A 23,310-nucleotide genomic window follows, 5' to 3' on the forward strand; every position below is an offset into this window, starting at 1 on the left:
GTTTGCCGATAAAACCTCGTAACCGAATAAACACGAGTAAGGGCTATGTGGCGAAAACTGATATTAGTATCAATTTTATGCGTTCCAGCAACTGCAATGGCAGAGTTGCGCCACTATGTGGCCTCTTTGGGTGAATCCCAATGGCGAGTCAGTCAAAACAGTCCGATCGTGTGCCGTCTTGAGCATGATATTCCTTCATACGGTAAAGCGATTTTTACCAGTGAAGCGGGTAAGCAATTAAATCTCAATTTCACTTTGGATATGTGGGTAAAACCTGATCAAGTGACCCAAGCCAAGTTGATGAGCCGAGCTCCCAAATGGCGACCAGGTGTGGTGTCAAAAGAAATCACTTCGTTACGTTACCAAAAGTATTTTAATGGTGAAGTGCCTAAACGCGCCGCGTGGTCCATGTTAAACGAGCTAAGCCGTGGTATGGAGCCGACATTTTACTATGCCGATTGGTATGATGAGTCCAATAAAATTGCTGTAGGGCTGTCGGCAGCGAATTTTGGCCGAAAATATGCTGAGTTTAAGGCGTGTTTATCGCACCTATTGCCTTATAGCTTTGAAGATATTGCTTTTACCGTGCTTAATTATGATGAAGGAGGAACGGATTTAACTCGCTTCTCACAGCAACAGCTTACGCGAATACAGGAATATTTGTCATACGATCCAGATGTAGAATTAGTATTAGTCGATGCTTATACCGATAGTTATGGTGGTCGTTCAGTGAATCAGAAAGTCTCGGACAAACGTGCTGAATCGGTAAAAGATTTCTTTGTCTCAAGCGGTATACCGCAAGATCGAATTGTGACTGTGGGTCACGGCGAGCGGCGTCACGTGGCTTCAAATGACGATATTGAGGAAAGGGCGCTAAACCGCCGAGTTGTGATCCGAATTAGTAAGCCCCTCTAAATCAAAGCTTAACCTAACAATGCCAAGTCTACTGACTTGGCATTGTTGTTTATTGACGCTGTTTGTATTCGCGTCAAAATACTATGGCAGTCTGTTGATTCGGATAGTGACACGCAAATAAGCGCCATTTATTGAGAGGCTCCAGTGGTTTTTATGTAACAAAAAATACTGAACGCCGATAAGTGTCGCTTGATGTTTGATTCTGGGTAAAAAAAAGCCCGCTTAATCTAAGCGGGCCGCAAAATAATGCATTTGCAATCAACAAATTGAAGGAAGGAAGTCAAGCATAAGAACCAGGGATGAACTGAAGTACTTAAAAGACATCAGTTTAAAAGTTCTTTGTTTTCAATATCCGCTAGCGGATATCTCCTGAAAACAAGCATATTTTAGTGTGTTGTTATTTGGCTAGCAAACGAGAAAAATTGCCTCGATACATTAGCAAAACTAATGATTGATTAAGTGATCTGCCTCACTTAAGTCACTATTTAGCATGATTAATAACTTGTCAGTCATAATTACTGCATAAAAATACACTTCAATAAGCTCATCATTGCTACCAGTTTGTTAAATCTTTCTTCTTCGCTAGAAAACCTCATCTTTTGCTACAGCATTGCCATGAAAAATTTTGCTTGTATAGTACTTGCTGCAAAAGAGCGTTAAGCCGGACATCACCAAAAGGACGATAAAAGATGGCATTAAGATTTCGCCTTGCCCAGCAAGGTTTATTAGTAGCCACATTGGGCATGGCGTTGGCCGCCTGCCAGAGTGGCAATACGCCAGAAGAGGCCGCACAGCAGGTCAGCGCAAACAAATTGGTTTACCCTGAAACGAGAAAAGACGCTTTAGTCGACACTCTTCACGGTGTTGCGGTGGCGGATCCTTACCGTCATCTTGAAGAAAACACGCCAGAAACCGAAAGCTGGGTAAAAGAACAACAGGCCTTTGGTCAAGCTTACTTGGCAAAAATCCCCAACAAACAAGCCGTGGTTGACCGTATCACTGAACTGTGGAACTACGAGAAGATTTCAGCCCCCTTCGAGAATGGCGATAACCAGTTTTATTACCGTAACGATGGTTTACAAGCGCAATCGGTCCTTTATGTAAAAGGCAAAGATGGCGTTGAGAAAGCCGTGCTCGATCCAAATAGCTTCTCAGCCGATGGTACCGTGGCGTTGTCTGGGGTATCGGTAAGTAATGACGGTAAGATTTTAGCCTATGGAGTGTCTAAGTCAGGCTCTGACTGGCAGCAGTGGCAGTTTATTGATATTGCCACGGGTAAAAAGCTTAAAGATGAACTCAACTGGATTAAATTCTCCAGCGCGGTATGGGATAAGGAAAACCAAGGGGTTTTCTATGCCCGTTACGATGCGCCAGCGGGCGGGGATTTACTGGCCGATGTGAACTTTAATCAAAAAGTGTATTACCACAAATTAGGTACAGATCAACGCCAAGATTTATTGATTTATGAACGTCCCCAAAACAAAGATTGGGGATTTGGTATCGATGTGTCTGAGCAGGGCGAATATTTACTGCTGTCGATTTCGCAGGGTACGGACAAACGTAATCGCTTTTTCTATAAATCACTGTTTGAACCTAAAGCACAGGTGGTGGAATTAATCCTTAACCTCGAAGCTGAATATGAGTTTTTAGGTAATGACGGTTCGGTATTTTATTTTAAAACCGATTTAGATGCGCCTAACGGTAAAGTGATTGCCATTGATACCCGTAATAGCGAGAAATCGCAGTGGCAAACCATTATTCCAGAGTCGAAAGATCCCATTAATAAAGTCGCCATTATCAATGACCATTTAGTCGTCAGCTATTTACACGATGTATTGGGACAATTATCGATTTTCAGTATGGGCGGCCAAAAGCGTCAAGATGTCACTTTACCAGGTAAAGGTAATGTCGCCGGGCCTTTCGGTAAGGCGAGTAAAGACTATTTCTACTATGTCTTTAACAGCTATATTCAACCTGAAACCACCTATAAGTTTGATTTTAAAACAGCGCAGTCGACCGTTGTTGCGAAACCTCAGGTGTCATTTAATCCCGATAATTATGTGTCTGAGCAAGTGTTTTATACCAGCAAAGACGGTACTCGCGTCCCGATGATGCTGTCCTATAAGAAAGGTCTTGTGAAGAATGGCCAAAATCCAACGTTACTCTATGCCTACGGTGGTTTCGCGATTTCGATGACGCCGCGTTTTAGCCCTGCCAACATCGCATGGTTAGATATGGGCGGCATTTACGCCGTACCAAGTTTACGCGGCGGCGCGGATTATGGTGAAAGCTGGCATCAGGCAGGTATGTTCGATAAAAAGCAAAATGTGTTTGATGACTATTTTGCCGCTGCCGAATACCTGATCAACGAAAAATACACCAACACTACAAAGTTAGGCGCTTATGGCCGCAGTAATGGCGGTTTATTGATGGGCGCCGCGGTGACGCAACGTCCTGAGCTGTTTGCTGCCGTGCTACCAGCAGTGGGTGTGCTGGATATGCTGCGCTTCCATAAGTTTACCATTGGTTGGGCTTGGACCAGTGAATATGGCAGTGCTGATAATGCAGAGCAGTTCCCGGCATTATTAGCTTATTCGCCTTACCATAATGTTAAAGCGCAGGCTTATCCTGCAACTATGGTGATGACGGCTGATCACGATGATCGTGTGGTGCCGCTACACAGCTTTAAATTTGCCGCCATGATGCAAGAAAAGCAGCAGGGTGATAAACCCGTGATAATGCGCATTGAGTCCAATGCCGGACATGGTGCGGGTAAACCTACCGCGATGAAGATCGACGAGTTTGCCGATATTTATAGCTTCCTGTGGCAAAGCTTTGGTTTGGCACTACCGCAAACCCTTGCAAAATAGCTAACTATGTTAATTAAATGGGGTCGTTTGACCCCATTGTTATTTACAAATCCCTCAATTGCGTTGAAACCCCTGCCATCCCTATCTATATCTTCATCGGGTCATTCACAAGTCTTGTTTCCCTAGGTATAGTAGCGTCAATTTTTCAACCAAAATCTACTGATTTCGCATGACGTTTAATTGGCCCATTTCAGTCTATTACGAAGATACCGACGCAGGTGGCGTTGTCTATCATTCGAACTATCTCAATTTTTTTGAGCGAGCGCGAACCGAATGGTTAAAAGCCTTAGGCGTAAGTCAGACTGCACTGTTGGCCGATGACACGGCGTTTGTGGTTAAGCGGGCGGAATTGGATTTTAAAAAAGCCGCACGTTTTGAACAGAACCTTATTGTAGAAACTAAGGTCATAGAGTTGAAAAAGGCCTCGTTGGTATTTCATCAACGTTTGGTTGATCATCTGGGAGACTGTTATTGTGAAGGCACAGTGCTAGTAGCCTGTGTAGCCTTATCACGTATGCGGCCCCGAGCTATCCCCTTAAATATTGTGCAGGAGTTTGACAGTGCAAGCTGATATGTCGATTGTCGGGTTATTTTTACAAGCCAGTTTATTAGTGAAATTTGTTATGTTCACTTTACTTTGCTTGTCTGTAATGTCTTGGACGGTGATCTTACAACGCCGTAGTTTATTGACATCTGCAAAAAATAAATCGGCAAAATTTGAAGATAAATTTTGGTCAGGCGTCGATTTAAATCGTCTGTATAAAGAATTATCGGCTCGTCCAGATAATACGGGCTTAGAGTCATTATTTGTGACGGGTTTTAAAGAATATTCACGTCTGAATAAATTAAATAGCAAAGTGCCTGATGCGGTGATGGATGGTACTTCGCGGGCGATGCGTGTGACCTTATCCCGTGAATTAGAAAAGTTAGAAGCTAACTTACCTTTATTGGCAACCATTGGTTCGACTAGCCCTTATATCGGTTTGTTTGGTACGGTATGGGGTATTATGAATTCATTTATCGCAATTGGCTCGATGGAAAACGCAACATTAGCCATGGTAGCGCCAGGTATTGCAGAAGCACTGATTGCTACCGCTATGGGTCTGTTTGCGGCAATTCCAGCAGTTATCGCTTATAACCGTTTTGCGACTCAGGTTGAAAAGCTGGAAATCGGTTACGCTAACTTTATGGAAGAGTTTTCTAGCATCCTGCATCGCCAAGCATACAGTGAGAAGGAAGGCGTATAATGCAAGTCGGTTATCAGCGTAAACGTCGTCGCCCTGTTGCCGAAATCAACGTGGTGCCTTACATCGACGTCATGCTCGTGTTGCTGATTATTTTCATGGTAACAGCACCGATTGTGACCCAAGGGGTGAAGGTGGAGCTGCCGCAAGGTGCGGCCGAAGTGCTACCCGCGGATAGTAAGCCGCCGGTTGTAGCGTCTATTGATGCCGACGGTACTTATTTTCTTAATCAGGGCGGTTCCAATAACGAAGAAATGGAATTGGAAGAGTTAGCCACCGCCGTGGCGGCGATTATGGTGACTGAGCCTGAACGTCCTGTGGTGGTTAAAGCCGATAGAACTATTCCTTACGATAACGTGATCCAATTGATGGTGACCTTGCAACAGGCAGGCGTTCCCTCAGTCGGTTTGATGACGGATTCACCCAAGGAGAAATAGGTGGCGGATAATTCAAATGTTGCATTACCTCTGTCAATTTCAGCAGGTATTCATATTGGCGTGATAATTATTCTGGCCATTGGCATAGATTTCACCCATAAACCTGAACCTGTGCAACAAGTTAGCGCCCCTGCAGTAAAAGCTGTTATGGTTGATCAGCAACAAGTCGCTAATCAAGTTGAAAAGCTAAAGCAGGAAAAGCGCGATGCAGAGCGCCGAGAACGTGAGCGCCAAGCCGAACTTGAACGCAAAGCACAGGAAGCAAAGCAAGCCCGTGAGCGTGAACAAGCACAGTTGAAGAAACTGGCGGAAGAACGTAAGCAGCAAGAAATTGAGACCCAAAAGGCCAATGATGCCGCGAAAGCCGCGCAGGTGAAGCAGCAACAGGAAAAGGAAAAAGCACAAAAAGCCGAAGCCGATCGCAAGCAGAAGGAGCAAGAACGTAAACTTGCTGAAGATGCAGCTCAAAAAGCCGCGGAAAAACGTAAAGTAGAAGAGGCCGCTGCCGCGAAAGCTGAGGCAGACCGTAAGCAGAAAGAAACCGAAGCCAAGGCAAAAGCTGAGGCAGAAGCTAAAGCCAAAGCAGAGGCAAAAGCCAAGGCTGATGCAGAGGCGAAAGCAAAAGCCGAAGCTAAGGCAAAAGCAGATGCTAAGGCGAAAGCGGATGCTGAAGCCCGTGCTCTACAGGAGCAGGAAATGGCTGATGCGTTAGCCGCCGAGCAGGCAGCCTTATCGCAAACCATGAATAAGCAGATGCAAACGGAAGTCGGTAAGTATACCGCTATGATTAAATCAACGATTCAGCGTAACCTTGTGGTTGATGAATCGATGCGTGGTAAAACGTGTACTGTTTCTGTGCGTTTAGCGAATGATGGATTTGTGATTAGCAGTCAGACACAAGGTGGTGATCCGAATGTGTGTCGTGCAGCTAAAGCGGCGATTTTAAAAGCGGGTAAGTTACCAGTGTCTCCAGACCCTGCGGTATATAACTTGATGAAAGAAATTAACTTAATCGTTGAACCAACGTTTAATTAAAGGAGTCCCATGAAAATTTTGGCAAAATGGTTAGCATTGGCAGTTCTGCTTTGCACTATGCCGGCAAAAGCGGCGCTGGATATTGTGATTACCGAAGGTGTGGATGCAGCGCGACCAATCGCTGTGATGCCATTCCAATGGCAAGGTGCCGGTGCGCCACCACAGGCGATTGCCGATGTGGTTATGTCTGACTTAGTGCGCAGCGGTACGTTTAAACCTTTAGATGAATTAGGATTACCTCAACGTGGTATTGGAGCCTTAGCACAGTTTGATGCCAATGCTTGGGCTAATGTTAGTGCAGAAGCCGTTGTGGTTGGTTCGGTTAAGCCTTACGGCACGGATCAGTTTTTGGTGAGCTTTGATCTTATTGATTTGGTTAAAGCACAAAACCAAGCACTAAAAGGTCCTGCAAGTCCAACTGAATTTTTGATGGATAGTCGTCAGACCGTGATTTCTGCGACCCAGTTTCGTCAGTATGGCCACCGTATAAGTGATATCGTTTATGAAAAATTGACCGGTATTCGTGGTGCGTTTTTAACGCGCATTTCTTATGTATTGGTTAACCACAGTCAAAAAGCGGCTTATTCATTAATGATTGCTGACTATGATGGTTACAATGAGCAGATGTTATTGCGCTCTCCTGAGCCTTTGATGTCACCCGCGTGGTCACCCGATGGCCGTCGTTTAGCTTATGTGAGTTTTGAAAACAAAAAAGCCGAGATTTTTGTTCAGGACCTATACACTCAAGTGCGTACTAAGGTGAGTAGTTTCCCTGGCATTAACGGTGCGCCTTCTTTCTCGCCCGATGGTAAATCATTGGCCGTGACCCTCTCTAAGGATGGTCAACCTGAGATTTATGTCATTGATATTGCCACTAAGGCGATTAAACGTATTACCAACCACTATTCCATCGATACTGAGCCTTCTTGGTATCCTGATGGCAAGTCATTGTTGTTTACCTCCGAGCGTGGTGGTAGACCACAGTTATATCGTGTAGATTTAAATTCAGGCAAAGTGACCCGTGAAACCTTTGAAGGTGAATGGAATTTAGGTGGTTCAATTACCCCTGATGGTCGCAGCATGATTTTTGTGAATCGCACAAATGGTAAATTTAATATTGCACGTATGGATTTAAGTACGCGCTTTATGCAGGTGCTGACATCGACACGTTTGGACGAGTCTCCAAGTGTGGCCCCTAATGGTACTATGGTGATTTATGGCACTACGTATCAAGGCAAGCAAGTTTTAGCAGCTGTTTCTACGGACGGACGCTTTAAAGCGAGATTACCGGTAGGTCAGGGCGAGGTGAAATCACCTTCTTGGTCTCCGTTTCTCTAGTGTATTAGTTTGATTTATTAACATTTAATTTTATAAGGAACAAGTAATGGATCTGAACAAGTTGTTAAAAGCTATGTTGGTAGCACTTCCAATTATGGCTATTAGTGCGTGTAGCTCAACTTCTGAATCAGAAACTGATGCTATGGGCTCTACAAGCGGTTCTGGTAGTGAACTCAATGGTGGTGTTCAAACGGGCGGTATTGGTGGAATGTTGTCGCCTGAAGAGCAACAACGTCAGCAACTCGAGCAGTTGAGAAAAGAGCACATTATTTACTTCGATTTCGACCGCAGTGAAGTTCAAACTGAATATGCAGCTGTCCTCGAAGCCCACGGTACTTATTTAGTTGAGCACCCAAGTGTTCGTGTATTGATTGAAGGTCATGCCGACGAGCGTGGCACGCCAGAATACAACATCGCACTGGGTGAGCGTCGTGCTAAAGCTGTTGCTAAATACTTACAAGGCATGGGTGTACAACCAAGCCAAATGAGCATCGTAAGCTACGGCGAAGAGAAGCCACTTGACTTCACTCGTACCGATGAAGGTTTTGCTAAAAACCGTCGTGCAGTTTTAGTTTACTAAGATTGAATTACGGAGAGTAACGAGATGAAACGTGCCGTCTTAATTACGGCAATGTTCTTCGGCGCAGGAGCTGCAATTGCAGCTCCTGCTCCTGTTGAAGACCTTGCTGGTGGTTCAGGTGATGACAGACTTGCTCGTTTAGAGCGCATTGTAAAATCGAGACAACAAAGCGAAATTGATATGCAGCGCCGTCTGGATACTTTGCAGCAAGAAGTTCTCGACTTACGTGGTTTGACTGAACAACAAAATTATCAAATAGAGCAGATGCAGCAACGCCAGCGTCAGCTTTATGATGAAATTGCTAATTTATCTTCTAAAGCAGCGACTCCAGCCGCTTCAGTGCCTTCCACTCCTGCCGCTGCAGCAGCAACCGCGAATGCGGCCGCCAGTAGTTTAAGTGAAACGGCCAGCTACGAAAGCGCGGTTAATCTCGTGCTGAAAGAGCGTAAGTATGATGATGCAATTCCAGCCTTTCGCGCTTTCATTAAACAATATCCAGATTCAGTTTATGCCGCCAATGCTAATTATTGGTTAGGACAATTGCTGTTTAATAAAAGTGAGTTTGCTGAAGCTAAGCAAGTTTTCAATACGGTCGTGACCCGTTTTAGTGATTCCAACAAACGTGGTGACAGTTTAGTGAAGCTTGGCATGATCTCAGAGAAAATGGGCGATAAAGCTGGTGCAACTCAATATTACCAACAAGTAGTAAAAGACTACGCCAACAGCGCTGCAGCACGCATTGCCCAGCAACAACTGGCTGCAATTAAAGCGTAATTAACTAAAAAACATACTCTTAGTCTGTTTTTCATGCAAACGACAAAAAATTGGGAATTTACGCTTGCATGGGGAAATGAAAAAGGTATTATAGGCGCCCTCGGAACGGCGAGGTCGTTCGGGGCGCAAAATACCAGTATATGGGTCGTTAGCTCAGTCGGTAGAGCAGTTGGCTTTTAACCAATTGGTCGAAGGTTCGAATCCTTCACGACCCACCACTTACTCTAGTAAATAGAATAAGTTAACGGTATTTGAAGTGTAGTAGATTAGATGGGTCGTTAGCTCAGTCGGTAGAGCAGTTGGCTTTTAACCAATTGGTCGAAGGTTCGAATCCTTCACGACCCACCACTTTTCTGAAAGTGTAAAACTCAGAGTCTTTAGATGGGTCGTTAGCTCAGTCGGTAGAGCAGTTGGCTTTTAACCAATTGGTCGAAGGTTCGAATCCTTCACGACCCACCACTTTTCTGGAAGTGTAAAATTCAGAATCCTTAGATGGGTCGTTAGCTCAGTCGGTAGAGCAGTTGGCTTTTAACCAATTGGTCGAAGGTTCGAATCCTTCACGACCCACCACTTTTCTGGAAGTGTAAAATTCAGAATTCTTAGATGAGTCGTTAGCTCAGTCGCTTATGTTATAAAGCTAGGGCAGTTGGCTTTTAACCAATCAATCGAATGGTTTAAATCCTTCATGATTCACCACTTACTGAAGTGTAAAATCAGCGTTCACTAGATGGGTCGTTAGCTCAGTCGGTAGAGCAGTTGGCTTTTAACCAATTGGTCGAAGGTTCGAATCCTTCACGACCCACCACTTTTCTGAAAGTGTAAAATTCAGAATCCAATAGATGGGTCGTTAGCTCAGTGGCTTATGTTATAAAGCTAGGGCAGTTGGCTTTTAACCAATCAATCGAATGGTTTAAATCCTTCATGATTCACCACTTACTGAAGTGTAAAATCAGCGTTCACTAGATGGGTCGTTAGCTCAGTCGGTAGAGCAGTTGGCTTTTAACCAATTGGTCGAAGGTTCGAATCCTTCACGACCCACCACTTACTGAAGTGTAAAATCAGCGTTCACTAGATGGGTCGTTAGCTCAGTCGGTAGAGCAGTTGGCTTTTAACCAATTGGTCGAAGGTTCGAATCCTTCACGACCCACCACTCTTTATCTCTCCTAGTAAAAATCTTCTTTCGCTACTCATCACTAAAAATCTTAATTAATTTCACTGCATTTTCTAGTTTGCTCATAGACTTATTGTCAGTTTTTCTCACGTGTTAAATGGTCCATATTGGCTGCAGATAAATAATAACAACTGGGGAAACACAAAATGGAACAAGCAAAATTGAGGTTGCTTTACTCTGCAACATTATTGATGTAACAACTGATGCAAAAGTCAAAAAGGAGACCTCAGGTCTCCTTGTTATCTCGTATTAGGGTTAACCTAACAGATTGTTATCACGAACATATTGTTCGAAATCGGTGCAACCACCTACGTGTTTTTCATCAACGAATATCTGGGGCACCGTTTCGACTGGCTTGCCGACAGTCTTCTCGAGATCCGCTTTAGAAATCCCTTCGGCGTGGATATCTACATATCTAAATTTAAAGTCATCACGTTTTTCAACGAGTTGCTCTGACAGTTGTACTGCTCGCACGCAATAAGGACAGCCAGGACGGCCAAAAATAACAACGTACATAATAGCTCCTTAGGATTACTTTAAGCGTTTTATACCATAGCGCTAACCGAATTGATAATGTCAGATGTGTTTATTTTCAGTTTGATAGCGCCCTTGGTAATCGAAATAGCTTTCGAGCAGATCCCAGCCTTTTGTGTGCTTTTTCAGCAGTAACAGATCTGGCATCCGAAAGGCGGCACTATCGGCAATCAGCTCAGACACTTTTTTGTATTGCTTAGGTTTAATGCCTGGCGTGCGACTATGGGGGAAAATAAACAGCGCATACAAGGCACGCCATTGGGCGGGCGTTTGCAGCTTAAAGTGCCGATTAAACTCATTTCCGTCAATGTCTAGATATTGCACCTTAAGATCGCCCGCATCATCCATTAACGTCATATGCTGGCAGCGGAACAGATGATGGTGTTGCTTATTCAATACTTGCTTAAGGCGTTTATCGGGGTCGATTAAGGTCGACTGGCAATGCTGGCAAATACGCGCCGCAATGTCGTTCTCTTGTCCGCAATCGGGACAGGATTTAGACCTAAATCGAAAGTCACATTGCTGCTTTTGCCCATGATGCTCGACAATGCCCTGACAGCGACGGCCAAAGTGCTCGATAATATCGCCATCCTTGTCGGTTAATCCCCAAAAGATATTGGCAAACTGGCAGACAGGGCAATGCACTTGGACCGGGACAGATTTGCTATTGGGCTTAGCTTGGCCGACTTCTGGAAAATACAAATCATAGCCATTGGCTGCGTAATCAATCACTAAACAATCTTTTTTACCTTCACAGATCCTAAGGCCTCGGCCAATCATTTGCTGAAACAAACTCACCGATGCGGTGGGGCGTAAAATCGCAATCAAATCCACATGGGGCGCATCGAAGCCAGTGGTTAATACCGCCACGTTGACGAGGAACTTAAGCTTCTTCGCTTTAAAGCGCTCGATAAGCTCATCACGTTCATTATCTGGCGTTTGCGCCGTGACGATTGCTGTTTGTTCGCTGTGATCCTTGTTGAGCTGGCTGACAATCTCTTCTGCATGGCGCACGGTCGCGGCAAAAATAATGATCCCTTGGCGATGATGACTCAGTTCAATCAGTTGCTTCACAATCGCCGTTGTTGCGCGTCCGGCGTGGTTCAGCAGCGCATTAACTTGGGCCTCGGGATATTCGCCATTGTCATTGGGTTTGATTCGGCTGAAGTCATATTGGGCGCTTAAACCATCAAATAAGGTTGGTGAAGTTAAATAGCCTTGTTTAATCAGCGGACGGATGGGAAGCTCGAAAATACATTGCTCGAAGATCCCAAGTTCAGGCGAGCCCACTTTGCCGTGGTAGTGGTGTTTGTAAATCCAGCCAGTGCCCAGTCGATAAGGGGTGGCAGTCAGGCCTAATAATTTGAGCTTTGGATTACGCTGCTGTAAATGAGTTAAGAGCTGCTGATATTGGCTGGTTTTTTCGAGGCTGACTCTGTGGCATTCATCGATAATCACCAGCGAGAAGGGCTCATCGAATTGAGTTAAGGCGCGCGCAGCGGATTGGATACTGGCGACAACGGTTTTGCCGTCAGTCGATTTTTGATTTAGCCCTGCGGAATAAATGCTGGCCTCAGTCGTCAGTAATCCCACCTTTTGTGCGTTTTGGGCAACCAGTTCCTTCACATGGGTTAAAACCAGCACGCGTCCTCTGGCGATGCGGGCAAGCTCGGCAATAACGATACTTTTCCCTGCTCCAGTTGGTAGGACTAACACGGCGGAATCGGTGCTTTTTTTGAAATGCGCGATGGCGGCATCGACGGCTTGTTGCTGATAATCCCTGAGGGTAACGCTTGGGCTGGAATTAACTGACACGCTGTTAGCTATTCTTGGTCGACTGAGTTTGGCGTCAAGCTTAACACAGAACCAAAAAAATGCCCCTTGGTTGGAGGGGCAACTAAGAGAAAGGGGCAATCAGGCACTTTCTCAACAGGGTTTACTTGATTAAAAGGAACACTTGCTAAAACGGACAGGTGTTCAAATGAACAGGAGCTAAAGCAACACTTAATCGTGATAAATCACGATTAAGTGTGGGACAACGATTACTCGTTGCGATTCAAGCGAGTTTCAATCAAGGTCTCAATCACGGCTGGGTCGGCCAGTGTTGATGCATCCCCTAAATTGGTTACTTCGTTTGCGGCAATCTTACGCAGGAAGCGGCGCATGATTTTGCCAGAACGGGTCTTAGGTAAGCCTGTTGCCCACTGGATCAGATCCGGTGTGGCTAAGGCGCCAATTTCTTTGCGAACCCATTGGCGCAGCTCTTGGCGAAGTTCTTCGCTTTCTTCTGTGCCGCGGGTTAAGGTCACATAAGCGTAAATACCTTGGCCTTTAATATCATGGGGATAGCCCACAACAGCAGCTTCAGCGACCAGTTCGTGTGACACCAGTGCACTTTCCACTTCGGCGGTACCTAATCTGTGACCTGAGACGTTAATCACGTCGTCCACACGGCCAGTGATCCAGTAATAACCGTCTTCATCGCGGCGAGCGCCGTCACCAGTAAAGTACATGCCACGGAAGGTTTTAAAATAGGTCAGTACGAAGCGTTCATGGTCACCATATACGGTACGCATTTGGCCTGGCCATGAGTCGAGCAGCACTAAGTTTCCTTCGGTTGCGCCTTCTAAAATGTTACCCATGTTGTCCACGAGCGCCGGTTGTACCCCAAAGAAAGGACGAGTCGCCGAGCCGGGCTTAGTATCAGTTGCGCCTGGCAGTGGGGTGATCAAAATACCGCCTGTTTCAGTTTGCCACCAAGTATCGACAATCGGGCAATGCTCGTGGCCGATGACCTCGTGGTACCAACGCCAAGCTTCTGGGTTGATGGGTTCGCCTACAGAGCCCATGATGCGCAGTGAGCTGCCATCGTACTTATCAAAATGTTGTTTCCCTTCGGCCATTAGTGCACGAATAAGCGTTGGTGCAGTATAGAGAATATTGACTTTATGGCGGTCAATCATCTCGCCTAAACGCGCAGGGCTTGGGTGGTTAGGAACACCTTCGTGGATGAGCACCGTTGCGCCGTTGGCAAGCGGGCCATATACCATATAGGAGTGACCAGTAATCCAACCCACATCAGCAGTACACCAGTAAATCTCACCGGGTTTGTAATCGAACACATACTCGTGGGTCATGGAGGCATACACCATATAACCACCAGTAGTGTGCAATACGCCCTTTGGATTACCCGTTGAACCTGAGGTATAGAGTAAGAACAGCGGATCTTCTGCGCCCATTTCTTCGACAGCGCAATGTTCGGATGCGGTTTCAACCAGTGAATGCCACCACACATCGCGACCTTCTACCCAGTCAATCTTGCCGCCAGTGCGTTGAAGCACAATGACTTTCTCAACACTGGTCACATCGGGATGTTTTAACGCATCGTCGATGTTGCGTTTGAGCGGAATGGCGCGGCCACCACGCATACCTTCATCGGAGGTGATGACGATTTTGGATTTACCATCGATAACCCGAGAGGCGATAGAATCGGGTGAGAAACCACCAAAAACAACGGAATGCACAGCACCAATGCGAGCACAGGCCAGCATCGCGACGGCGGCTTCTGGCACCATTGGCATATAGATCGTGACGATATCGCCACGGCGTACGCCTTGGCTGCGTAGCGCGTTGGCAAATTTACATACTTGAGTGTGCAGTTCACCGTAGGTGATTTTGCGTTGTTCGTTGGCGTTATCGCCTTCCCAAATAATGGCAACACGGTCGCTGTGCGCCGCCAAATGGCGATCTAGACAGTTTGCCGATGCGTTTAGGGTGCCGTCATAGAACCAGTTAATCGATAAATTATGATCGTCAAAAGTGGTTTTTTTGATTTTAGTGTATGGCTTTATCCAATCGATGCGTTTGCCGTGCTCTCTCCAGAAACCCTCTGGATTGACAATCGACTCTTGGTACATTGTTTTATATTGATCGTTATTTACAAGTGCATTGGCAGCGATATTGCCGGAGACTTTGTAGAGAGACTGCGAGCTCATAGGGCTTCCCTTTCGAAAAATTGCGTGGTCTGAGTATGGTATGCAAGAGGGAGTCAACTCCATTAGACCTTGGTCTAGTTTTAAAATTTCCTTTATATTTAGGCTGTTGCACTCGAAAATCTGGCTAGATTTCAGCCATTATTTATCGCACAATAATGGAAAAAAGAGCAAAAATATGAATCTCACCTTAGTCGTCGCCGTTATTGCTATTTGTTATGTATCACTTTTATTCCTTTTAGCCTGGGGGGCGGAGCGCTGGTTTAGCGGCGTGACAAAGAAGCTGCAAGTGGTCATTTATGGCTTAAGCTTGGCGGTTTATTGTTCTTCTTGGAGTTTTTTAGGCACGGTTGGACAGTCGGCTAAGGATTTTTGGTCGTTCATTCCGATTTTTATCGGCCCAATTCTTATCTTCACCTTAGGGTTTGGCATGTTGCGCAAGATGGTCCTCGTGTCCAAGGCGCAAAATATTACCTCAGTCGCCGACTTTATCGCCGCCCGTTACGGTAAGTCACAAACCTTGGCGGCCATTGTTACCCTCATCGCGCTATTTGGCATCATGCCTTATATTGCGCTGCAACTTAAGGCGATGGTGTTCAGCCTTAATCTATTTCAACCCGCGGATGACCCCTTAAATGGCATTATGATTGCGCTACTGATCACCGCGCTGTTAGCCATATTTGCCATTCTTTTTGGCACTCGTAAGCTCGATGCTACCGAGCATAATCCCGGGATGATGCTGGCTATCGCGTTCGAATCTTTAGTTAAACTCGCGGCATTTTTGCTGGTAGGGATGGTGATTAGCTTTGGCGTATTTGACGGGTTTGGCGATATTTGGCAGCAGGCGAGTGATAAAGCGTTAATTCATCACCCAAACCCCCGTATTGAAACCTTGATGCCTGAACTACTTGTCGGTATGGCGGCATTTTTGTGTATGCCGCGCCAATTCCATGTGATGGTGGTGGAATGTGCCGATGAGTCTGTTTTGTCTAAGGGACGTTGGTTGTTTCCGCTGTATTTGGCCTTATTTGGTCTATTTGTCGGGCCACTGGCATTAGCGGGTAAATTGATCTTGGGCGATAGCGTTGCCGCTGATACCTATGTGATTAATTTACCGCTTGCGTTAGATCATCCACTGCTGGCGGTGATTGCGCTGTTAGGCACCTTATCTGCGGCGACGGGGATGGTGATTGTGGCCGTGGTGACAATCAGTGTTATGGTGAGTAACGAATGGCTTGTCCCTGTGATGTTACGTACTGGCAATATCCGCGAGAAAAACTTCAGCCAGTTTTCGCAGATGCTACTAAATGCCCGCCGCCTAGCGATTATCATCATCCTTGGGTTGGGCTACGGCAGTTATCTGGCGCTGGCTGACAGCGACTCGCTATCGCATCTGGGGATGCTGTCCTTTGGTGCTTTTGCCCAACTTGCACCCGCGTTAGTGGGTGGACTCTACTGGAAACACGGTAATCGTGCAGGGGTGTTTTTAGGACTCAGTGTGGGTTTTAGCTTGTGGTTTTACATCATGCTCAGTGGTATGACGGGTAACCAAAGCCCAGCGACATTAATGTCTAGTAATTTCGACCTATTAGATGCTATTACACCGAATGTGCGTGATGCGCTTACGGCGTTATTTGCCAATATTGCCTGTTATGTGTTGGGCTCGATTTGGTTCAGGGCCGGGGTGGCCGAGCGTATTCAGGCCAGTGCTTTTGTCAGCCCTGGTAAGCTTAAAAATAATGCCAATAAGAAAAGCGGCCCTATCTCGCAGCAGGATTTATTGATCTTAGCCAGCCGCTTTGTGAGTCCAACCCGCGCCTATGAAAGTTTTAGTCGATTCTCTACCGAAGCGGTTAAAAGTGACAGTTGGCATAAGGCCGCGACTCCAGAACTGATTGCTCATACCGAGCGTTTACTCGCTGGCGTGCTCGGCGCTTCGAGTGCTTCTTTAGTTATGGATTCGGTCTTACAAGGGCGTGACTTGGCCTTAGATGAAGTCTTTAGCCTTGTGGATGAAGCCTCATCCAAAATCATGCTTAGTCAAGATATGCTGCGCGGCGCTATCGAGCATGCCTACGAAGGGATGAGCGTGATCGACAGCGACCTTAACTTGGTTGCATGGAACTACAAATATGTCGAGTTATATCAATATCCTGAAGGCTTTTTACAGCAAGGAATGCCTATCAGTGAAGTGATCCGCTTTAATGCCGCCAGAGGTTATTGTGGCGATGGCGATATAGAACAACAGGTTGAAAAACGTGTGCAGCATATGCGTAATGGCACGCCCCATACTTCAGAGCGGCAACGTAAAGACGGTAAAGTGATTAAAATTCAAGGTAATCCTATGCCCGATGGTGGTTTTGTGATGACCTTTACCGACATTACCCAATATCGTGAGCAAGAACGGGCGTTGCTCGAAGCCAATGAAACGCTCGAGTCGCGTGTTAAAGAACGTACCTACGAACTAGCTCTGCTAAATAGTGAGTTACTTGAGGCCAAAGCACAGGAAGAAATGGCTAACGCCTCTAAGAGTCGCTTTTTAGCGGCGGTGGGGCACGATTTAATGCAGCCACTGAATGCGGCAAGATTGTTTACTGCGTCGTTATCCCAATACCCTAATTTGGATCGCGAGGCACGCACTACCTTATCCCATGTGAATAGCTCGCTTAAAACCGCCGGCGAGTTGCTCACCGACTTATTGGATATTTCTAAGTTGGATTCTGGCATGGTCGAAGTGAACCGCCGCGACTTTGCTATATCTGAGCTACTCAATGGTCTGTCGGTCGAATTTGAGGCGATGGCGGCGGACAATCAAATTCGCTTTAAGATGATCCCCTGCAGCGCGACGGTGAATTCTGATCCTTCTTTGCTCAGGCGTGTGCTGCAAAACTTTTTAACCAATGCCTACCGTTATGCCCGTGGTGGGCGAGTGCTGTTTGGTTGCCGTCATCGCGGCAGCGAATTGGAGATCCAAGTACTCGATACGGGCTGTGGAATTGATGAGCATGAAACTCATGAAATATTTAAAGAGTTTAAACGCTTAAATAATCCACGTAGTAAAAGTGTCAGCGGTTTAGGCTTAGGGTTGGCAATTGCCGATAGGATAAGCCGGGTACTTAACCACAGTATTCAGGTGTCTTCACAATTGGGGCGTGGCTCTGTGTTTTCCATTACGGTTCCCTTAGGGGAAACCGTGCGCCAGCCGCAGGTGAAGGCATTGCCATCGTTATTACAACCGTTATCAGGGATTAAAGTATTGTGTATCGACAATGAGGAGGCGATTCTTGCTGGGCTTGAAAGCTTACTCAGTCGTTGGCAATGCGAGGTGATTTGTGCCAAAGACTTAGCCGACGCGCGGATTAAGTTAGGCCTTAAAGGCGTGGCGCCCGATATCGTGTTAGCCGATTTTCACTTGGATGATGGTCAAAACGGTGTTGATGCGATGGATGGGATCCGCGCACTCTATGGCAAAGAGTTACCGGGCATTTTAATCACAGCGAACACTCGCAAAGAGCTGGTGGAAGATGTGCAGCGCCGCGGTTATCACTATATGGCCAAAATGATTAAACCGGCGGCGCTGCGGGCATTGATATCAAGCCTGGTCAAGAAGGCTTAATAACTTGCAGCCATGGCGATTAGCCATGGCTGATACAGATGTTTTGGCCTCGACTTGCGTCATCCGAAGTGGTTTTCGATGGTGTAATAGTGGCCGCGACTTGCTTCATCGCCTGAGTCAGCTGTGTGAGTTGAGCAGGGCTTATCACATAGGGCGGCATAATATAAATCAGGTTGGCAAAGGGTCTAACCCATACGCCTAGGTCGACAAATTGCTGCTGCAGCGCCGCGGTATTCACCGCTTGGTGCATTTCTAACACACCAACCGCGCCAAGCACGCGCACCTCTTTCACGCTGGGAATATCGATGGCATCGGCAAGCTCACGCCGCATTTGCTGCTCGATGGCAGCAACCTGTGCAGGCCATTCCTGCTGATTGATTAAATCTAAGCTTGCGCAGGCGGCAGCGCAGGCGAGGGGATTGCCCATAAATGTGGGGCCATGCATAAAGACGCCGGCGGGCGATTGGCTAATGCCTTGGGCGACGTTATCCGTGCATAAGGTGGCTGCAAGGCTGATATAACCGCCCGTTAATGCTTTGCCTAGGCAGAGAATGTCGGGCGTGATGTCGGCATGTTCGTAGGCAAATAACTTACCGGTTCGGCCAAAACCCGTGGCAATTTCATCGAGGATAAGCAGCACATTATATTCATCACACAGGGCACGCAGGCCGCGTAAATACTCGCTGCTGTAGAATCGCATTCCCCCTGCGCCCTGCATAATCGGCTCGATAATCACGGCGGCAATGTCTTGATGTTGCTCGCGCAATATACGCTGCATGGGTGCTAAATCGTCTTGGTGTAACGATTCACCAAAGGGCGTTTGCGGCGCATCGACAAAACACTGTTTAGTGACTGCTTCACCAAACATGGTATGCATGCCACCTTCGGGATCGCAGACACTCATGGCAGCAAAGGTATCGCCATGGTAGCCCTTCTTCACCGTAAGAATGCGCTGTTTTTGGGCCTTTTGCGCTAAAGGTAAATCTTGCCCCTGCCAATATTGCAGCGCCATTTTGATAGCAACTTCGACGGCAATGGAGCCTGAGTCGCAGAGAAAGACTTTAGTGAGGGGTTCGCAGGTCATCGCCAACAGTTTTTTACAGAGTTCAATGGCGGGCTCGTGAGTAATGCCACCAAACATGACATGGCTGAGTTGCTGCAGTTGCCGCTCCATCGCCGTTAATATTGCCGGATGACCATAGCCATGCACGCAGGCCCACCAAGAGCTGGTGCCATCAATCAGTTTACGGCCATCGACCAATTCCAGCTCGCAGCCTTGGGCACTGTGTACCCCAAAAACAGGAAGTGCGCGAGTCATAGAGGTATAAGGGTGCCAAATATGGGCGCTATCAAAGTCAAAATCGAGTAAATTGCGCATAAAAGCTCATAGCGTTGATTTAAAATTAATCAGTGGTAAACCTGTATCACTGGTTGGCGTTGACAGTTTAAGGGCTGAGGTTATCCTAGCCAAGGTAAAATACAAAAATAAAAGGGTGTTCAATGTCGCATTTGCAAGTTCGTCATGATTGGAAGCGGGAAGAAATCGAAGCCTTATTTGCGCTGCCGATGAATGACTTATTATTTAAAGCCCACAGTATCCACCGTGAAGTGTACGATCCTAACGAAGTGCAGATCAGCCGCTTACTGTCGATCAAAACCGGTGCTTGTCCAGAGGATTGTAAATATTGTCCGCAGAGTGCGCGTTACGACACTGGCCTTGAAAAAGAGCGTCTCTTAGCGATGGAAACCGTGCTCACCGAAGCGCGCAGTGCCAAAGCCGCGGGGGCTTCGCGTTTCTGTATGGGCGCCGCCTGGCGTAACCCGAAAGATAAAGACATGCCATACCTTAAGCAAATGGTGCAAGAGGTGAAAGCCCTCGGCATGGAAACCTGCATGACCTTAGGGATGTTAAGCGCCGAGCAAGCCAACGAGTTGGCCGATGCGGGCCTTGATTATTACAACCACAATTTAGATACCTCGCCTGAATATTACGGCGATGTGATCACCACCCGTACCTATCAAAACCGTTTAGATACCTTAACCCATGTGCGCGCATCGGGCATGAAAGTTTGCTCTGGCGGCATTGTTGGTATGGGTGAGAAGGCCACAGACCGCGCGGGTTTATTGCAACAACTGGCGAATTTGCCTCAGCATCCTGATTCTGTGCCCATTAACATGTTGGTCAAAGTAGCGGGCACCCCCTTCGAAAAACTCGATGATTTAGATCCGCTGGAGTTTGTCCGTACCATCGCCGTGGCGCGTATTTTAATGCCTAAGTCCCGTGTGCGTTTATCGGCGGGCCGTGAAAACATGACTGACGAACTGCAGGCTATGTGTTTCTTTGCGGGCGCTAACTCGATTTTTTACGGCTGCAAGTTATTGACTACGCCAAACCCCGAAGAAAGTGACGATATGGGGCTGTTCCGCCGTCTGGGTTTACGCCCTGAGCAGGGCGCAGCCGCGACTATCGATGATGAGCAAGCGGTATTAGCTAAAGCTGCGGCTCACCAAGATAAAGCTACGTCTCAGTTTTATGATGCGGCTGCGCTATAACCACAGTGTATAAATGCGCTTCGTTAAGCGTTGGAGCGCTTTACCTTCTAAAGGATTTATGGCGCTTACGTTTAGCAAGAAAATCCTGAGCAAGAGAATATGAGTTCACCACTCGCGTCAAAACTGGCTTCAAAAATCCGCGCTCGTCAGCAAGCCTTAGCAGGGCAAGGTTTGCTAAGGCAGCGTCAAGCATTATCAACCGATGCCGAGCTAAGTGACGCTGAGCCGCAGTTTTGCTTTGAGGGGCAAACTTATCTTAATTTCAGCAGTAACGACTACTTAGGGCTTTGCCGTGCGCCCGAATTAATTGCGGCGCTACACCGCGGCGCACAGCAATATGGTGTTGGCAGCGGGGCATCGCCACTGGTGACGGGCTACAATGAGGCGCATTTAGCGCTGGAAACTAAGCTGTGCCAGATAACCGGATTTGAGTCAGCGCTACTGTTTAGCTCAGGGTTTAGCGCTAATAGTACGCTCTGTAAAACCCTGTTCGATAAGCAAGATGTTGTGCTGGCGGATAAGCTGGTTCACGCGTCGATTATCGATGGTTTACGCGATAGTGGCGCCGATTTTAAACGCTTTTTGCACAACTCAACTGAGAGTGCGGAGCGGCTGTTAGCCAAAAACACGGTTTCAGCGCTGATCACTGAAAGTGTGTTTAGCATGGATGGCGATATTGCACCGATAAAGGCCTTATCGAGCCTTTGCCGCGCGCATAATGTGTGGTTGATTGTCGATGATGCCCATGGCTTTGGCGTGTCTGATATTTTTAATCAGCCAGCTGCCAACCTTATCGATATCCAGATAGTGACTTTTGGCAAGGCATTAGGCTGTCAAGGCGCAGCAATTCTGGGTAGTCGAGAGTTGATTGCGTTTTTAGTGAGTAATGCGCGGGAATATATTTATTCCACTGCACTGTCACCGGCCAATGCTGCGCTAGCTTTGGCCGCAGTTGAACACTGTGAAGCTCATCCTGAACTTAGGCAAAAGTTGCAGCGTAATATCTCGATTTTTAAACAGTTATGCCAAGATGCCGATATTCCACTTCTTGGTAGTGACACCGCGATTCAACCTCTGATCATCGGTGATGCCGAGCAAACCTTATTGGTTGCGCAAAAGCTAAAAGCCATGGGGATTTGGGTTGGGGCAATTCGTCCACCAACCGTGCCCGTAGGCTCAGCAAGATTACGTATTACTTTGAGTGCATGCCATAGCGAGGCGGCAATTCGGTGCTGTGTTAAGGGCATTGCGCAAGTGCTGGCCGAAGTTGCACTACCTAGGGTATCTGAGCGTCCTGCGCGATAAGCTAATGTTTTCGATACTGCTTATGGCCGACGATTCGATGCCTTAATCTTGAGAGTTGAAAGATCAGAGTTTGATTTAAAAGTGAGAATAACCAGAGATGTCCATGCCGCTTGGCGTTAGCCTTAATCCCCATGAGCCCGCAGATCAGCTCTCGCATATTGCCGAGCGGTTTTCAGCAGCAGCCAAGAGCTATCAAGAGCATAACTGTTTGCAGCGTTTAAGCGGTGCGAGTTTGTTGCAGGGATTTGTAGCCAAGGGCGCAATTCTTGATATTGGCGCAGGGCCGGGAACCAATTTTGATCATAATGCCACAGGCACAGATATCAGGGTTTATGCCCTCGATATCGCCCTAGGGATGCTGCAACAACTTCAAGCGACTTTCCCTAGCTACCTATGCGTGTGCGGTAATGCCGAGCAATTACCCTTTGCCGATGCGTGCATCGATAATATTTACTCCAATTTAGCTCTGCAGTGGTGCCATGATTTTTCGGCGGCAACCAGTGAAATGGCCAGAGTCTTAACATCGGGTGGAGAAGCTCATCTGAGTATCGTAGCGGCAGGTAGCCTTGAGCAGTTATCCAATCTTGGTTTGAGGGTCAACAGTTTCTTATCCCTTGAAAGCTTACAAGCGGCATTTGACGACACAGATTGGCAATTTCTTGATGTGAAGCTCATGCCAATGACCGTCTATTTTCAAGATCTTAAAGCCTTACTCTATTCCATTAAAGGCGTGGGCGCATCGGTGCAATCCTCAGTACAGAGCCTAACTTCTTCTGAATCCGATGCCCATTTAGGTAAATTGCGTGGCCGCCACGATTGGCAGGCTTTACAACAACGCGCAGAGCAATTTCGTGAGGCACAGGGCCTGCCTTTAACCTATCAGATCGCCCAATTTCGTGTGCGTCGGCAAGGCGGCTCGGTATAAATCTCTAGCAACGGTTTGGCG

General features: G+C 46.9%; 17 protein-coding genes and 9 tRNA genes. 22 read left to right on the forward strand and 4 right to left on the reverse strand.

Annotated elements, in window-relative coordinates:
- The first annotated feature begins 45 nt into the window (after positions 1-45).
- From motY to FJD32_RS09700, 18 genes are all read left to right on the forward strand, one after another.
- Positions 46-915: a flagellar protein MotY gene (gene motY, locus FJD32_RS09615; protein ID WP_037419408.1), complete on the forward strand. Its 870-nt coding sequence runs from the start codon at positions 46-48 to the stop codon at positions 913-915.
- Between the two features lie 689 nt (positions 916-1,604).
- Positions 1,605-3,785, forward strand: coding sequence for a prolyl oligopeptidase family serine peptidase (locus FJD32_RS09620; RefSeq protein WP_055648389.1), 2,181 nt, complete (start codon positions 1,605-1,607; stop codon positions 3,783-3,785).
- Between the two features lie 169 nt (positions 3,786-3,954).
- Entirely contained in the window at positions 3,955-4,356 is a 402-nt protein-coding gene (gene ybgC, locus FJD32_RS09625; RefSeq protein WP_011072691.1) for a tol-pal system-associated acyl-CoA thioesterase, read from the forward strand.
- The gene (tolQ, locus tag FJD32_RS09630) at positions 4,346-5,032 is read left to right on the forward strand and encodes a protein TolQ (protein WP_037419415.1); all 687 of its coding nucleotides are present in this window, start codon (positions 4,346-4,348) and stop codon (positions 5,030-5,032) included. Before ybgC ends, tolQ begins: the two co-directional genes overlap by 11 nt.
- The gene (gene tolR, locus FJD32_RS09635) at positions 5,032-5,466 is read left to right on the forward strand and encodes a protein TolR (RefSeq protein ID WP_037419420.1); all 435 of its coding nucleotides are present in this window, start codon (positions 5,032-5,034) and stop codon (positions 5,464-5,466) included. Before tolQ ends, tolR begins: the two co-directional genes overlap by 1 nt.
- Positions 5,467-6,501: a cell envelope integrity protein TolA gene (gene tolA / locus FJD32_RS09640; protein WP_069455155.1), complete on the forward strand. Its 1,035-nt coding sequence runs from the start codon at positions 5,467-5,469 to the stop codon at positions 6,499-6,501. It abuts the gene before it with no gap.
- Positions 6,502-6,510: 9 nt separating this feature from the next.
- Positions 6,511-7,839, forward strand: coding sequence for a Tol-Pal system beta propeller repeat protein TolB (gene tolB / locus FJD32_RS09645; RefSeq protein WP_037419426.1), 1,329 nt, complete (start codon positions 6,511-6,513; stop codon positions 7,837-7,839).
- Between the two features lie 46 nt (positions 7,840-7,885).
- On the forward strand, positions 7,886-8,419 hold the full coding sequence (pal, locus tag FJD32_RS09650; RefSeq protein WP_037419429.1) for a peptidoglycan-associated lipoprotein Pal: 534 nt from the start codon (positions 7,886-7,888) through the stop codon (positions 8,417-8,419).
- Between the two features lie 24 nt (positions 8,420-8,443).
- Positions 8,444-9,193, forward strand: coding sequence for a tol-pal system protein YbgF (gene ybgF, locus FJD32_RS09655; protein ID WP_140907575.1), 750 nt, complete (start codon positions 8,444-8,446; stop codon positions 9,191-9,193).
- 142 nt (positions 9,194-9,335) lie between these two features.
- Positions 9,336-9,411, forward strand: a tRNA-Lys gene (locus tag FJD32_RS09660).
- A gap of 54 nt (positions 9,412-9,465) precedes the next feature.
- Positions 9,466-9,541: transfer RNA gene (locus FJD32_RS09665), tRNA-Lys, on the forward strand.
- A gap of 35 nt (positions 9,542-9,576) precedes the next feature.
- A tRNA-Lys gene (locus FJD32_RS09670) sits at positions 9,577-9,652 on the forward strand.
- 35 nt (positions 9,653-9,687) lie between these two features.
- Positions 9,688-9,763, forward strand: a tRNA-Lys gene (locus FJD32_RS09675).
- Between the two features lie 35 nt (positions 9,764-9,798).
- Positions 9,799-9,889, forward strand: a tRNA-Lys gene (locus FJD32_RS09680).
- Positions 9,890-9,922: 33 nt separating this feature from the next.
- A tRNA-Lys gene (locus FJD32_RS09685) sits at positions 9,923-9,998 on the forward strand.
- Between the two features lie 36 nt (positions 9,999-10,034).
- Positions 10,035-10,125 (forward strand) — tRNA-Lys (locus tag FJD32_RS09690).
- Between the two features lie 33 nt (positions 10,126-10,158).
- Positions 10,159-10,234 (forward strand) — tRNA-Lys (locus FJD32_RS09695).
- 33 nt (positions 10,235-10,267) lie between these two features.
- A tRNA-Lys gene (locus FJD32_RS09700) sits at positions 10,268-10,343 on the forward strand.
- A 276-nt stretch (positions 10,344-10,619) separates the two neighbouring features.
- Here the strand turns inward: FJD32_RS09700 and FJD32_RS09705 are convergent.
- The 3 genes from FJD32_RS09705 to acs all read right to left on the reverse strand — a co-directional run bounded on the left by FJD32_RS09705 (position 10,620) and on the right by acs (position 14,893).
- Positions 10,620-10,880, reverse strand: coding sequence for a GrxA family glutaredoxin (locus tag FJD32_RS09705; protein WP_011072684.1), 261 nt, complete (start codon positions 10,878-10,880; stop codon positions 10,620-10,622).
- 60 nt (positions 10,881-10,940) lie between these two features.
- Positions 10,941-12,713 (reverse strand): DEAD/DEAH box helicase, encoded by a 1,773-nt coding sequence (locus FJD32_RS09710; protein WP_140907576.1) that lies wholly within the window; start codon positions 12,711-12,713, stop codon positions 10,941-10,943.
- A gap of 227 nt (positions 12,714-12,940) precedes the next feature.
- Complete coding sequence (gene acs / locus FJD32_RS09715; protein WP_069455153.1) at positions 12,941-14,893, reverse strand: acetate--CoA ligase; 1,953 nt, start codon at positions 14,891-14,893, stop codon at positions 12,941-12,943.
- A 175-nt stretch (positions 14,894-15,068) separates the two neighbouring features.
- Between acs and FJD32_RS09720 the strand changes: the two genes are divergently transcribed.
- Positions 15,069-18,506: a NahK/ErcS family hybrid sensor histidine kinase/response regulator gene (locus FJD32_RS09720; RefSeq protein ID WP_037427492.1), complete on the forward strand. Its 3,438-nt coding sequence runs from the start codon at positions 15,069-15,071 to the stop codon at positions 18,504-18,506.
- Between the two features lie 19 nt (positions 18,507-18,525).
- On the opposite strand, the gene bioA is transcribed toward FJD32_RS09720, so the two are convergent.
- Entirely contained in the window at positions 18,526-19,884 is a 1,359-nt protein-coding gene (gene bioA / locus FJD32_RS09725) for an adenosylmethionine--8-amino-7-oxononanoate transaminase (RefSeq protein WP_140907577.1), read from the reverse strand.
- Between the two features lie 122 nt (positions 19,885-20,006).
- Here bioA and bioB point away from each other — a divergent pair, with 122 nt between their 5' ends.
- The 3 genes from bioB to bioC all read left to right on the forward strand — a co-directional run bounded on the left by bioB (position 20,007) and on the right by bioC (position 23,289).
- A complete protein-coding gene (gene bioB / locus FJD32_RS09730; RefSeq protein WP_140907578.1) occupies positions 20,007-21,059 on the forward strand; it encodes a biotin synthase BioB in 1,053 nt (350 codons plus the stop codon).
- 99 nt (positions 21,060-21,158) lie between these two features.
- Positions 21,159-22,364 (forward strand): 8-amino-7-oxononanoate synthase, encoded by a 1,206-nt coding sequence (locus FJD32_RS09735; protein ID WP_140907579.1) that lies wholly within the window; start codon positions 21,159-21,161, stop codon positions 22,362-22,364.
- 97 nt (positions 22,365-22,461) lie between these two features.
- Positions 22,462-23,289, forward strand: coding sequence for a malonyl-ACP O-methyltransferase BioC (gene bioC / locus FJD32_RS09740; protein ID WP_099458260.1), 828 nt, complete (start codon positions 22,462-22,464; stop codon positions 23,287-23,289).
- Positions 23,290-23,310: the final 21 nt, after the last annotated feature.

It is taken from the genome of Shewanella sp. LC6 (assembly GCF_006385735.2).
In the GTDB taxonomy this organism is placed as follows: Bacteria; Pseudomonadota; Gammaproteobacteria; order Enterobacterales; family Shewanellaceae; genus Shewanella; species Shewanella xiamenensis.